Origin of the sequence: Gluconacetobacter johannae (assembly GCF_014174305.1) — a bacterium.
In the GTDB taxonomy this organism is placed as follows: Bacteria; Pseudomonadota; Alphaproteobacteria; order Acetobacterales; family Acetobacteraceae; genus Gluconacetobacter; species Gluconacetobacter johannae.
In genome coordinates this window covers 124,838-137,889 of record NZ_JABEQH010000001.1, presented here as the reverse complement: position 1 = coordinate 137,889, position 13,052 = coordinate 124,838, and the positions used below count along the sequence as shown (strand labels likewise).

The 13,052-nt window shown below is 69.5% G+C and carries 11 protein-coding genes; 2 read left to right on the top strand and 9 right to left on the bottom strand.

Annotated elements, in window-relative coordinates; all coding sequences use genetic code 11:
• Positions 1-5 precede the first annotated feature (5 nt).
• The 7 genes from HLH21_RS00595 to HLH21_RS00565 form a co-directional block, all read right to left on the bottom strand.
• Complete coding sequence (locus HLH21_RS00595; protein WP_182940284.1) at positions 6-1,304, bottom strand: condensation domain-containing protein; 1,299 nt, start codon at positions 1,302-1,304, stop codon at positions 6-8.
• On the bottom strand, positions 1,301-2,554 hold the full coding sequence (locus HLH21_RS00590) for a glycosyltransferase (protein WP_182940283.1): 1,254 nt from the start codon (positions 2,552-2,554) through the stop codon (positions 1,301-1,303). Before HLH21_RS00590 ends, HLH21_RS00595 begins: the two co-directional genes overlap by 4 nt.
• A 76-nt stretch (positions 2,555-2,630) precedes the next feature.
• A complete protein-coding gene (arsC, locus tag HLH21_RS00585; RefSeq protein ID WP_182940282.1) occupies positions 2,631-2,981 on the bottom strand; it encodes an arsenate reductase (glutaredoxin) in 351 nt (116 codons plus the stop codon).
• Positions 2,978-4,309: a glutamate--tRNA ligase gene (gltX, locus tag HLH21_RS00580; protein WP_182940281.1), complete on the bottom strand. Its 1,332-nt coding sequence runs from the start codon at positions 4,307-4,309 to the stop codon at positions 2,978-2,980. Before gltX ends, arsC begins: the two co-directional genes overlap by 4 nt.
• A gap of 59 nt (positions 4,310-4,368) precedes the next feature.
• The gene (locus tag HLH21_RS00575) at positions 4,369-4,737 is read right to left on the bottom strand and encodes a hypothetical protein (protein ID WP_182940280.1); all 369 of its coding nucleotides are present in this window, start codon (positions 4,735-4,737) and stop codon (positions 4,369-4,371) included.
• Between the two features lie 22 nt (positions 4,738-4,759).
• A complete protein-coding gene (locus HLH21_RS00570; RefSeq protein ID WP_182940279.1) occupies positions 4,760-5,971 on the bottom strand; it encodes a nicotinate phosphoribosyltransferase in 1,212 nt (403 codons plus the stop codon).
• 17 nt (positions 5,972-5,988) lie between these two features.
• On the bottom strand, positions 5,989-7,404 hold the full coding sequence (locus tag HLH21_RS00565) for a class II 3-deoxy-7-phosphoheptulonate synthase (protein ID WP_182940278.1): 1,416 nt from the start codon (positions 7,402-7,404) through the stop codon (positions 5,989-5,991).
• A gap of 328 nt (positions 7,405-7,732) precedes the next feature.
• On the opposite strand from HLH21_RS00565, the gene HLH21_RS00560 reads away from it, so the two are divergent.
• A complete protein-coding gene (locus tag HLH21_RS00560; RefSeq protein ID WP_182940463.1) occupies positions 7,733-8,104 on the top strand; it encodes a hypothetical protein in 372 nt (123 codons plus the stop codon).
• A gap of 45 nt (positions 8,105-8,149) precedes the next feature.
• Here the strand turns inward: HLH21_RS00560 and gorA are convergent, their stop codons facing one another.
• Complete coding sequence (gene gorA / locus HLH21_RS00555; RefSeq protein WP_182940277.1) at positions 8,150-9,550, bottom strand: glutathione-disulfide reductase; 1,401 nt, start codon at positions 9,548-9,550, stop codon at positions 8,150-8,152.
• 52 nt (positions 9,551-9,602) lie between these two features.
• On the bottom strand, positions 9,603-10,481 hold the full coding sequence (locus HLH21_RS00550) for a ferredoxin--NADP reductase (protein WP_182940276.1): 879 nt from the start codon (positions 10,479-10,481) through the stop codon (positions 9,603-9,605).
• A 219-nt stretch (positions 10,482-10,700) separates the two neighbouring features.
• On the opposite strand from HLH21_RS00550, the gene HLH21_RS00545 reads away from it, so the two are divergent.
• On the top strand, positions 10,701-13,052 hold the full coding sequence (locus HLH21_RS00545; protein WP_182940275.1) for a helicase-related protein: 2,352 nt from the start codon (positions 10,701-10,703) through the stop codon (positions 13,050-13,052).

Sequence of the window (13,052 nt, the reverse complement as noted above, 5' to 3'; positions counted from 1 at the left end):
CGCGGTCAGGCCGCCCAGCCTGAACGTAGCCACCCGTGGGACAGCGGGCGCGTGGGATCGGCCAACAGCGCCAGCGCCCGCCGTACACAGGCGGCCACCGCGTCGATGTCGAAGCCGTCGACCTCGGGCCGCGCCATGGCGATGAAGGCGAAATCCGCGTTCAGGGACACGAAGGTCAGGTCCGTCAGCGCGAAGGCTTTCATCGTCTTGAAATGGCGGATGGACAGGCCGCCCAGGCGCAGCGCGTTCGCGCCGACCCCGAACGGGTTGAAATGGAATCGCGGCAGCGGCGGCCCGTCATACAGCCGCCGCAGCAAGGTCGCCGCCGGCAGACCCTCGTACTCCCGGGCATGATCCAGCCCCCGGTTCACGGCATTGACCAGATCCCGCACGGTGTCGCCGGGCCGGATGGTCACGCGGACCAGATGGTCGTCGGACAGGAAGCCATACAGGCCCAGCCCTTCTGGCGGCCGGTTGGGATGCGACTCGCTGAAGCCCAGTTCGTCCAGTCCGGTCAGCGCATGCTGGACCAGCACGAACAGGACGCGATGCACCTCGGTCACGCTCAGGCCCAGCACCTGGCAGGCCTGCCGGACCGCCTGCCGGTCCAGGCGGACCAGGCGATGGACTTCCTCGGGCGACGGAAACAGCGTCGGCTGCGTCGGACGCAGGGCCGGGATCGCCGGGGTCAGCCAGGCCAGCGCCCGGGCGGTATCGGCGGCGGCGGCGTCGGAGTCCAGGTAGGCCTGACGGTCCCGCAGATAGTCCGGCACGTTGACAGCGGGCCGCGATGCCGGACCGTCCGACTTGTACAGCCGGGAAATCGCCCGCAGGAACATCACGATCGACCATCCATCGACCGCCAGGTGATGCGCGCACAGGATGAAGACGAAGCGCGCGGGCGCGCGGCGCACCAGCGTCACGCGGATCAGCGGGTAGTCCGTCAGGCTGAACGGATAGGCGATCGCCGCGCGCACCGCCGCCTTGAACGCGGCTCCGTCGGCGCGACAATCCTCGAAATGGAAGGGCACGTCGGGCGACGCGCAATATTTCGCCGGGTCCTGGTCCGGGCCGGAATAGAAGGCCCGCAATTCGGGGTTGGCCTCGACCACCCGGCCGACGGCGGACCGCAGGGCGTCCACATCGACCTCGCCCCGGATCACGGTGCCGTAGACCAGGTTGGTGTGCGACGTCGATCCCGAGGGGCCGAAGCGGGTATAGAATCGCGGCAGCAGGGCCCGGTCCCGCATGGTCAGCGGCAATTGTCCGGCATGGGACGGAACAAGCGCACCCGCCCCGGTCACGCCACGCTCCGTACCAGTCCGGACGCGGGCACATGCCCGTCCAGGCGGTCCAGCAGCATCTCGGCCAGGCCGCCCGTTCCGCCCTCGCGCTTCAGGCGCCGGGCCAGGTCGCGCGCCGGTCCTGGCGCCAGGGCTTCGGCTTCGGCCACCAGGTCGAGCAGATGCGACGCGGACAGCGCCGCCGGCATGGTCGTGACGGCCACGCCCCTGTCCTCCAGCCACTGGGCATTCGCCGGCTGGTCGAACCCCACGGGCACGACGACCTGCGGCAGGCCGGCGGCCAGGGACTGCGACATGATGCCGATCCCGCCATGGTGCAGGACGCCGCGCGCCAGCGGCAGCAGGCGGTTCATGTCCGTGCAGGGGGTGGCCACCAGATTGTCCGCCATCGACTGGAACGGCACGTCCAGCGTCCGGTCGATCAGGATGCAGCGCCGGCCCGAAAGGCGCGCGTATTCGGCAACCACGCTGCGAAAATCGCGGCAGACGACATTGAGCATGCCCGACGACCCGGGGAAGAAGATCCATGGCGCCGGCCCATCCAGCGCGAACGCCTCGATTTCCGGAACGGCGGTATCGCTGCTGCCACCAGGAAACGTGCCCTGGATATGCCGCGCGTCACGCCGCATCGGAACGGTTTCCAGCCATGCGGGAAACAATTCCAGGAAGGCGTCGTAGGTCATGATGAAATCGCCCCAGAACAGCCGCGCGCCGTCATGGACGGGCGGCGGCAGATCCGGCAGGCCGCAGCCGCGGAACGCCGCGCGCATGACCGAATCCGCCACGGGGTTGGGGGTCTGGTATCCGACCATGTAGGGCGGCGTGGTCACCATGCCGATCGCCTGCGCGCCCAGGCACCGGGCGGCCCATAGCGCGCCCACCGCATGCACCGCCGACAGCACGACGACCGGCTTCATTCCCGTCCGGACGGCGGTTTCGACCGCCTGGCGATGCGGCAGGATGGTCGGCGCGATCAGGGATTCGTAAAGAACCGGCTGTTGCCGGTCCAGGACGCGCACATTGGCGATATCGCGTTCGTACTCGTCCTGCCGGCCGAACGTCCGGAAGCGGACGCCCCCACCCGGCGCATGCGACGCGAAGGCCGCCTGGGCCATCAGGTCGACATCGTGTCCTCGCGCCGCCAGTTCCCGGGCCAGTCCGGCGGCCGGAAGAAAGTCGCCCAGCGTGCCGATCGGCAGGACGACGAAATGATAGGATTGCCGCACTGCCTTTGCCCGCTTGCGCCCCATTGCACGCTCGATATGAGCACAGCGCCACATCGGGAAACAACGAAATAACGAACCCCGCCGGCGCGCCGCCCGAGCGTCAGAGGATCTCGCGCACCCGCTCCGCCGGGCGGCACAGCCGTGCCCCGCGCGGGGTCGTCACGAACGGCCGTTCGATCAGGACCGGATCGGCCAGCATCGCATCCAGCACTGCCGCATCGTCCAGCGCCGGATCGCCCAGCCCCCGTTCGCGATAGGCGGCCTCCTTGGTGCGGATCGCCTCGCGGACCGAAAGCCCGGCCCGCGCGATCACGCCGGCCAACGTGGCCCGGTCCGGCGGCGTCTGGAGATAGAAGACGATCGCAGGCTCGATCCCCTCGGCGCGCAGCAGGTCGAGCACCTTGCGCGAGGTGCCGCAGCGCGGATTGTGCCAGATCGTCACGTCGCTCATCGCGCGGCGATCCGCAGGCGCGCGGCCACGCGCGCACGGCCCATCAGGGGAAGCAGGTCGCGCATCTCCGGCCCCTTTTCCTCGCCGGTCAGGGCCACGCGCAGCGGGTGGAAGACCGCCTTGCCGGTCCGGCCCGTGGCTTCGCGCAGGGCCGTCGTCCAGCCCTTCCAGGTCTGCGCGTCCCACGGCTCGTCCGGCAGCAGCGCCAGGGCCCGCAGCAGATACTCCCCCTCGTCGTCCAGAACCGGGGGCACGATCGTGCCCGCGACGACGTCCCACCAGTGGCGCAGTTCCGAGACCATGTCGACATTGCCCCTGACGGCCAGCCAGAAGGCCTCGGTCGCGCCCTCGGGCAGGCGGGCGCGCACGGCCTCGAAGGGCGTCTGGTGCATGATCCTGCGGTTCAGCGCCAGAAGCTGGCGCATGTCGAACCGCGCCGCCGACCGCGACACCCGCCCCAGGTCGTAGCCGGCGGCCAGTTCGTCCATCGACAGCGGCGCCGGGTCGTCCGCGCTGCCCAGCCGCGCCAGGTAGGACACCACGGCCTCGGGCTCGATCCCGTCCTGGCGCAGGGCGCGGATCGACAGCCCGTCGAACCGCTTCGACAGCTTGCCCCCGCCCTCGTCCAGCAACAGCGGCAGATGCGCGAACGCGAAGCGGTCGGGCCGCGCCCCCAGCGCCTGGGCGATGTCGATCTGCACCCCGGTATTGGTCACATGGTCCTCGCCGCGCACCACATGGGTGATGCCGGTTTCGATATCGTCGACAACCGACGCCAGCGTGTACAGCACCGTGCCGTCGGCCCGCACCAGAACCGGGTCCGAGATCGCCGTCAGCTTGACCTGCGAGCGCCCCATCACCAGGTCGTTCCACGCCACGATGCTGTCCGACAGGCGGAAGCGCCAGTACGGCACCTTGCCGTTCGCCTCGGCCTGCGCGCGCTGTTCCGGCGTCATGCGCAGCATCGCCCGGTCATAGATCGGGGGCTTACGCATGCGAATCCGGGCCTCGCGCTTGGCGGCCAGTTCCTGCTCGCTCTCGAAACACGGATACAGCCGGCCCGAGGCCTTCAGCCGTTCGATCGCCAGCGCGTAGCGGTCCAGCCGGTCGGATTGCCGGACGTATTCGTCCCAGTCGAGTCCCAGCCACGCCAGGTCGGTACGCAGGGCCTCGACATACTCCTCGCGCGAGCGGTCGCGGTCGGTATCGTCGATACGCAGCAGGAAGGTCCCGCCGTGGCGGCGGGCGAACAGGGCGTTGGCAATGGCCTGCCGGGCATTGCCAACATGGATCAGGCCCGTCGGGCTGGGCGCAAAACGGAGTTTCATGCCGCCTTATATGCGTCGGCGCCGGCCGAAAGACCAGCCATGCGCGACGCGGCGCGGGACTATTCCTCCGGCTCGTCGTCCTGATCGCGGCGGGGGTCGAGCGCGCGCCAGTCGCGTTCCATCTCCGATGCCGCATGGGCGGTGAAATCGTCCAGTTCGTTCGCCGAACGCCAGCCGTTTTCCCCGGATTCGAGCACCTCGGCATCCTCGCCGAAGGCGAACCAGGCCGACAGCACGTCGCGCGGCGACGCACCGGGCACGCGGCAGCGTTCGACGCTGTCGCGCACATAGGCGCGGGCGAAGGCGTTGGCATGGATCAGGTCGGGGAAGCCGCCGACTTCCTCGACGATATTGTCCTCGGCCCCGCCGGACAGGTCCAGGATCCTGACCCGCCAGCCGCCCTCGGGCGCAAAAAGGGATTCCGTCAAAGGCAGACCTTCCGTTTCCGTGTCACGATGCGCTGTTGCGCGCCGGAACCGCCCGGTCGCGCGCCTTACGCAGCAGAAATTCGCGCCCGACCTTCACCCGCGCGTCGCCGTCGTAGGACACGATATCGGCGGTGGCATAGGTCTCGGACCAGCGGTCGGGGATGAACGACCCCGTCCCGACCAGGTCGATCGGCGCGTGGGCATCGGCCATGGCCAGGCATTTTTCCACGCTGAAGCCGGACGAGACGATGATGCGTACCTTGGGGAAGCCGCCCTCGTCCAGCGCCTCGCGCATGCGCCAGATGGCGGCGGCCGACACGCCCGTGCCCACCAGGTGGCGCAGTTCGGTCTCCGAGCGATAGCGGCGGATGGTGCCGGGCGTATTGCGCTCCAGCGCCGCGTAGGACAACTGCGGGTCCAGCCCTTCCAGGAAGCGCCCGCCATGCGTGTCCAGCCGCACGCCGATGCGCCCGGCGGCGGCCAGGTCCGGAAAGGCCCGGCAGACCTCCAGCGCATCGGTGATTTCCCGCCCGAAATAATCGACCAGCACCACAAGGTCGGCCTCGGGATAGGTCGAATGGAACATCTCGGCCGCGCGCAGGGTGGAACCGGCATAGCCGACCAGGGCGTGCGGCATGGTGCCCAGGCCCCGTCCGTCGCCGAAAAAACCCGCCGTCGCGTCGTTGGCGCCGCCGATGAAGCCCAGCGCGCCCTCGCGCTGCGCCGCCCGGCTGCCCACCGCGGCGGCATAGGCCATCTGTTCCTGCATCTCGAAGCCCGCGCAATGACGGGCCTCCATCGCCATGAACCGCGCGCCCGGCAGCGCCATCGCCATCTGGTAGGCATTGAGCGCGGCGACGCAGGGCGGACCCAGCTTCTGCAACAGCAGCGTTTCCAGATCCGCCAGGGCGACGAACGAGCCGGTGATGTAGACCAGCGGCTCGCCCGCGCCGACCCAGGCGCCTTCGGGGAACATGATGTCGTAGGACAGCACGACCCCGCGGGCGCGGGCCACGCCGTCCAGCCATTCGGTCATCAGCCGGGGGGCGGAGATGACCGGACGGCGGATGAACAGGGCGTAGGTCACCTGCCGGTCGCCGAAGCGGGTCACGATGTCCCGCGTCCGGTTGAAATAGGCGTCAGTCCGCGCGCGGATCGTCCCGTCATCCAGGGCCTGGGCCGGCCCGAAGGCGCCTGCGGCGGGCCAGCCCGTACCGGTATCTGCTGCGGACATCGTTCCTCCGTGGATTTTTATGCGGCCTCCATGCCCCCCGTCGCCGGCGTGCCGCGCAGGCGCGCCGTCAGCTCCTCGGCCAGCAGGAATGCCATTTCCAGCGATTGCTCCGCATTCAGGCGGGGGTCGCAGAAGGTTTCATAGCGCTCACCAAGATCGGCTTCCGTCAAGCGGTGGGCCCCCCCCACGCACTCGGTGACGTTCTGCCCGGTCATCTCGACATGCACGCCGCCGGGGAACGCGCCCTCGGCCTCGAACACATCGAAAAACCCGCGAATCTCGGACAGAATGGCCTCGAACGACCGGGTCTTGATCTTGTTGACGGTCGAAATCGTGTTGCCGTGCATCGGATCGCACAACCACGTGACCGTCCGCCCGGACGCCATCACCTGCCGCAGCAGCGGCGGCAGGTGCTTCTGCACCCCCTCGGCCCCCATGCGCGAGATCAGCGAGATCCGGCCGGCCTCGTCCTGCGGATTGAGGATGTCCAGCAGGCGCTCCAGGTCCGCGATCGTGGTGGAGGGGCCGACCTTGATGCCGATCGGGTTGCGTACGCCGCGCAGGAATTCGACATGCGCGCCGTCCGGCTGGCGGGTGCGATCGCCGATCCACACGAAATGGGCCGAGCAGTCGTACCATTCGCCCGACGTCGAATCGATGCGGGTCAGCGCCTGCTCGTACGGCAGCAGCAGCGCCTCGTGCGAGGTGTAGAATTCGGTCTCGTCCATCTGGCGCGTCGTGGCGCCGGTCAGGCCGCAGGCCGCCATGAAGGCCAGCGTCTCGTCGATCCGTTCGGCCAGGACGCCGTACTGCTTGGCCAGCGGCGAACGCTCGACGAAGCCGAGGTTCCAGCGATGGACCTGGTGCAGGTTGGCGTAGCCGCCGCCGGCGAAGGCGCGCAGCAGGTTCATCACCCCGGCCGACTGGAAATAGCCGGTTTCCATGCGCGCCGGATCGGGGATCCGGGCCGCCGCGGTGAAGTCCGGGCCATTGACGATGTCGCCCCGGTAGGACGGCAGGGTGACGCCCCCGACGGTCTCCATGTCCGACGAGCGGGGCTTGGCGTACTGGCCGGCCATGCGGCCGATCTTCACGACCGGGACCTTCGCGCCGAACGTCAGCACCACCGCCATCTGCAGCAGCACGCGGAAGGTGTCGCGGACGATGTCGGCGGTGAATTCACCGAAGCTTTCGGCGCATGCCCCGCCTTGCAGGACGAACGCCTTCCCCTTGGCCGCCAGCGCCAGATTGGCCTTCAGCCGCCGGGCCTCGCCCGCGAAGACCAGGGGCGGATAGCGGCGCAGCCGCTCCTCGACCGCGTGCAGCGCCGCCGCGTCGGGATATTCCGGCACCTGTCGGATGGGAAACGACCGCCAGCTCTCCGGCGTCCAGGCCTGCCGGGAAGAACTGTCGTGTGTGTGCATCGCACTCATGGTCGGATCCTAATTTCCTCTGGCTATCCGGCCGCGGCATCCTGTCCGCCGTCAGCCGCCATTTTCCCCCTTGCCCGCGCCCCGTCGGCCGGACTTTCATACAGGGGGCAGTCTTTATGTCGAAAAACCCTACCCGACGCAAAGGGATCATGCGCGAATGGCTGCCGTGCCGCGCGAATGGCGCCGAAGCGCGTCTTCCACCTCGCATTTTCGCGGGATCGCCGACATATCTCCCATATGGTGCATGGACGACGTGCGTCACGGTGCCTTAACGCGGCACCCCGCGCATGACATGCTGGATGCAGAGCGAACAGAAGGATTACGCATGATGGCCATGCTTCGCACAGGCCTGGTGACAGTGGTGGCCGGCCTCTGCCTGGTCGGCGCCTCCGCCATGGCGGCGCCGGCGGACGAGTCGACCCCCCAGACGTCTTCATCCGGTCATGAGGAAGGCGTCGAGGCCCGCAGCGGCGACCAGATGACGGTCAAGGGACGCCGTAGCCTGCCGCCCGGCTACCAGGACGCACCGTCGATGGAACTGAATCACGGGCCGGACCCGGACCACGAGGCCAACGTGCATCGCGACGCCGTCACCGGCAGCGACCTCTCGCGCTTCGGCAGCGCGTATCAGAGCAGCGGCCCCTACGGCCAGGGCCAGCTTGGCGACGCCACCGGCAACGGCTGGGTCACGCCGCACTGACGACGCCAACTAGCGACCGGGCGGCGCCGCCCGGTCGCAGAGAATTCAGTCGGTCTGTCGTTCGGTGACGCGGGTGCGGGTCCGCATTGTCACGAATTCCTCGGCCGAGGTCGGATGGATGCCCACGGTCCGGTCGAAATCGTGCTTGGACAGGCCGGCGGTCACGGCGATGGCCAGCCCCTGCATCATTTCCGGCGCGTCGTCGCCCAGCATGTGCGCGCCCACCACCTTCTGGCTGTGCTGATCGACCACCAGCTTCATGACCGTCCGCCGCGTCCGGCCGCTGAGCGTATGGCGCATCGGCGTGAACCGCGCGAGGTAGATATCCACCGCCCCGTCACGGGCCGCCTCTTCTTCCGTCAGGCCCACGGTGGCCAGGGGCGGAGAGAAGAACACGGCCTTCGGCGTCGTCGCCAGCGACCAGTCACGCGGATGGCCGGTCCCGAACAGACGGTCGGCCAGGGTATGGCCCTCGGCAATCGCGACCGGCGTCAGATTGTCGCGGTTGGTGACGTCGCCGATGGCGTAGATGCCGGGCGCATCCGTCTCGCCGGTCGCATCGACGACGATCCGCCCGCCGCTGGTGGTGCGGACGGCGGTATGTTCCAGCCCCAGCCCGTCGATCTTGGGCCGGCGGCCGGTAGCGAAGAACACGCAATCGGCCCCGATCCGCCCGCCATCATCCAGATGGACCACATAGCCACCCTCGGGCCGGGGGGCGATTGCCGTGGGGGAGCGTCCGGCATGCTGGCGGATGCCCCGGGCCTCGATGGCGTCGCGCAGGCCCGCGCGCATGTCCTGGTCGAAGCCGCGCAGCGGCAGGTCCTGCCGGTAGACCAGATCGACCGACGACCCCAGCCCCTGGAAGATGCCCGAGAACTCGATGCCGATATAGCCGCCGCCCACGATGCAGACATGCTGCGGCCGGGTTTCCAGGTGGAACGCCTGGTCCGAGGAAATCGCATATCCGATTCCCTCGATGTCCGGCAGGTCGGGGGTCGAACCGGTGGCGATCACGATCCGTTCGGCCGTCACGCGGCGAACCGGCGCCTCGAGGTCCAGCGGCCCCGGCCCGATCAGCAGCGTATGCGCGTCCTCGAACCGCGCGGCGCCGGTAAACAGCGTGACGCCCGTCTTCTCCAGCATCGAGACATAGATGCCGTTCAGCCGCGCGATCTCGCGGTCCTTGGCGGCGATCAGGGCCGCCCAGTCGTGATGGCCCCGCGCCGTGTCCCAGCCGAAACCATGGCTGTCCTCCGCCAGATCGCCGTACTCGCCGGCCTGGACCATCAGCTTCTTGGGTACGCAGCCCAGATTGACGCAGGTTCCACCCCAGTGCCGGCTTTCGGCCACGGCCACCCGTGCCCCGTGCCCGGCGGCGATCCGCGCACAGCGCACACCGCCGGAACCCGCTCCGATCACGAACAGGTCGAAATCATACGCCATCAGGCCATCCCAATCCGCTGCATCCCATATTCGCCTCGGCCCTTGCGGGCGATCAGCGTTCGGCGAACGCCTTTTCGACGACATAGGCGCCCGGGGTGGAATTGTTGCCCTCGTCGAAGCCGCGGGCGACCAGCATCGCCTCGGTATCCGCCAGCATCTCGGGCGAGCCGCAGATCATGACGCGATCATGTTCCGGGTCCAGTTCCGGGATGCACAGATCGGTAAAGATCTTGCCGGATTCGATCAGCTTGGTGATCCGGTCGGTAACGGCGAACGGCTCGCGCGTCACGGCGGGGTAGTACAGCAGCTTGCCCGACACGTCCTCGCCCAGGAATTCGTGCTGCGGCAGTTCGTGGCGGATGTGGTTGGCATAGGCCAGCTCGCCGGAAATACGCACCGTATGGCTCAGGATCACGCGGTCGAAACGCTCGTACACCGCCGGGTCCTTGATAAGGCTCATGAACGGGGCCAGGCCGGTGCCGGTGGACAGGAAATACAGGTTTCGGCCCGGACGCAGATTGTCCAGCAGCAGCGTGCCGGTCGGCTTGCGCCCGATCAGCACCTTGTCGCCGGGCTTGACATGGCGCAGGCGCGACGTCAGCGGGCCGTCGGGAACCGCGATGGACAGGAATTCCATCTGGTCCTCGTAATTGGCGCTGGCGATGCTGTAGGCGCGCAGCAGGGGCTTGCCTTCGACCTCGATGCCGATCATCGCGAACTGGCCGTTCTCGAACCGCAGGCCGGCGTCGCGGGTGGTGGTGAACGTGAACAGCCGGTCCGTCCAGTGATGGACGGTCAGCACCGTTTCGGCGTTCAGATGGCCGTAGGTCTTGGTCGGCGCGGCAAGATGATACACGCCGGCCTGGCCCGCGACGGGCTCCAGACCGCTGGGGACGGTCTCGGTGGCTGGCATGGTCAACGTATCGGACATGACGTCGCATTCTCCCGACTGGTCAGGGATTCACAGAAGGCCACGACCCGTGGCGGACGCCCCGTTCGTGCAAGAGGGACAGATGTTTAAGCGCCCCCAGCCGCCGATGCCAGCACAAATCCGTCATCGGGGGTTGAGCGCCAGGCAGGTCAGGCCTTCGCGCGCGTGCCGGGGCACGCGACGATTGTTCCGGCGCGCCGGATGGCGCACATACCACATATGACATCCGATTCACCCGCCCGCACCGCCGTCGACGCCGCCATCGCGGCGACCGGCCTGACCGTCGAGACCCGCGAACTGCCGAAGCTGGAGCGCACTGTCGCCCGCGCCCTGACGCCGGGGCAGGACCGGGTGGACGAGGCGACGTTCCGCGCGGCCCTGTGCGCCGTCCGGCGCAAGCCGTGGGGATCGCGCCTGATGGACCTGACCCGCCGCAAGGGCCAGGCCTGGATCACCCGCGCCGATACCGAGGCCGCGGCCGCCACCGTCGATGACCCGCAGCCCGACGACGCGCGCCTGCTGCGTGCGCTGGCGCCGGTCGTCCACGCCCGCCTGCGCGCCACCGCCGCCTCGCCCGAGGCGGTGCTGGAGACGATCCGCGCCGACCTGTTCGACGGCACCGGCCGCGTCCTGTCCCCCGCCGAGACCGAGGACCTGTCCCGCGCCATCGCCGTGGCCTTCGGCCTGGCGCCCGAAGGCGGATTCGTCGAATCCGTCCGGCGGATGGCCGATGCCCGCCAGCAGGAACACGACAGCATCGAGCAGGAGGCTCGCGCCCGCCGCCGCGAGGAAGTCCGCCGCCTGCGCGAATGGGAAGCAAGCCTGGTCCCCTTCGCCGAGGTGCCGCGCCTGCTGCGGTGTTCGCAGAACGAGGCCCTGCGCTGGATCGCCGAGAACCGCCTGCCGGTCGCCCGGCGCGTGCCGCAGAAGAACGGTACCGAACGCTGGGAATTCGACCCGCGCGAGCTGATCGCGCTGCGGACGCAACTGCCGCTCTGGCGGGGGGAATCCCAGGCCCCCGGCGCCCCCCTGGTCCCGGATGCGGGCACTCGCAAGGTGGGCAACGCCGTCATCGCCCGCGTCGCGGCACTGGACCGCTATGCCGCGCATTTCAAGACCGCCCGCGCGCTGAAGCGGCGGATCACCCTGGTGACCGGCCCGACCAACAGCGGCAAGTCCCATACCGCGCTGGATGCCCTGGCGCGCGCGGAAAGCGGCATGGCGCTGGCCCCGCTACGCCTGCTGGCCCACGAATTCCGCGAGGCGCTGACCGCGCGCGGCGTCCCCACCTCGCTGGCCACCGGCGAGGAACGGATCGACGTCCCCGGCAGCCGGCACCTGGCCGCAACCGTCGAGATGTGCCCCCTGCATAACCCCGTCGATGTCGCCGTCATCGACGAGGCCCAGATGCTGACCGACCCCGACCGGGGCGCGGCCTGGACGGCAGCCATCATGGGCGCGCCGGCGCGGCACCTGTTCGTGCTGGGCGCGCCGGACTGCATTCCCATGGTCCGCCGGATCGCCGAACTGTGCGGCGACCCGCTGGACGAGGTCCATCTGGAGCGCAAGGGGCCGCTGGTGACGGCCCCCGACCCGGTGCGGTTGCAGGACCTGCGCCCGCACGATGCGCTGATCGCCTTTTCCCGGCGCGAGGTGCTGGACCTGCGCGCGGCCCTGCTGGCGCGCGGCCGCCGGGTGGCCGTGGTCTATGGCGCGCTGAGCCCCGAAGTCCGCCGGGCCGAGGCCCAGCGATTCAACAGCGGGGCCGCCGATATCCTGATCGCGACCGACGCCATCGGCATGGGCCTGAACCTGACCATCCGGCGGGTCATCTTCACCGCCCTACGCAAGTTCGACGGCACGCAGACCCGCGACCTGAACGCGCAGGAGGTCAAGCAGATCGGCGGCCGCGCCGGGCGCTACGGCAAGCATGAACAGGGTGTCGTCGCCGTACTGGCCGGCGCGGGCAGCGCCTCCTTCGTGCGGACCATGCTGGCCGCGCCCCCGGCCGAACTGACCGACCTGCGCCCCCAGGTGCAGCCCGACGCCGACATCATCCAGGCCGTCGCCGCCGAGATCGGGTCGGAAAGCCTGTTCGGCGTCCTGGCGCGCATCCGCCGCGCGGTGCTGCGCCGCGACGACCCGAACTATCGCCTGGCCAACATGGAACAGGCCTTCGCCATCGCCACGGCGTTGGAAGGCGTGACGGGCCTGAGCCTGGCGCAGCGCTGGGTCTACGCCATGTGTCCGGTGGACGACCGCGACAACGGCATCCAGCGCCTGGTCCACTGGGCGGCGGACCATGCCGCCGGCCGGCCGGTCGTCCCGCCGGGGCCGGGCCGCCTGCCCCCGGCCGACCGGGCGGAACGCGTGGAACTGGAACGCGCCGAGAAGCGCCACAAGCGGCTGGTGGCCTGGCGGTGGCTGTCCCTGCGCTTCCCCGACACCTACCTGGCGCGCGAGGACGCCGAGGACGCGACCGCGCGGCTGAACGACTGGATCGAGGACGTCCTGCGCCAGCAGAGCAGCCGCGCCCGCGAAAACCCCCGCGCCGCCCGCGCGCGATCCTGA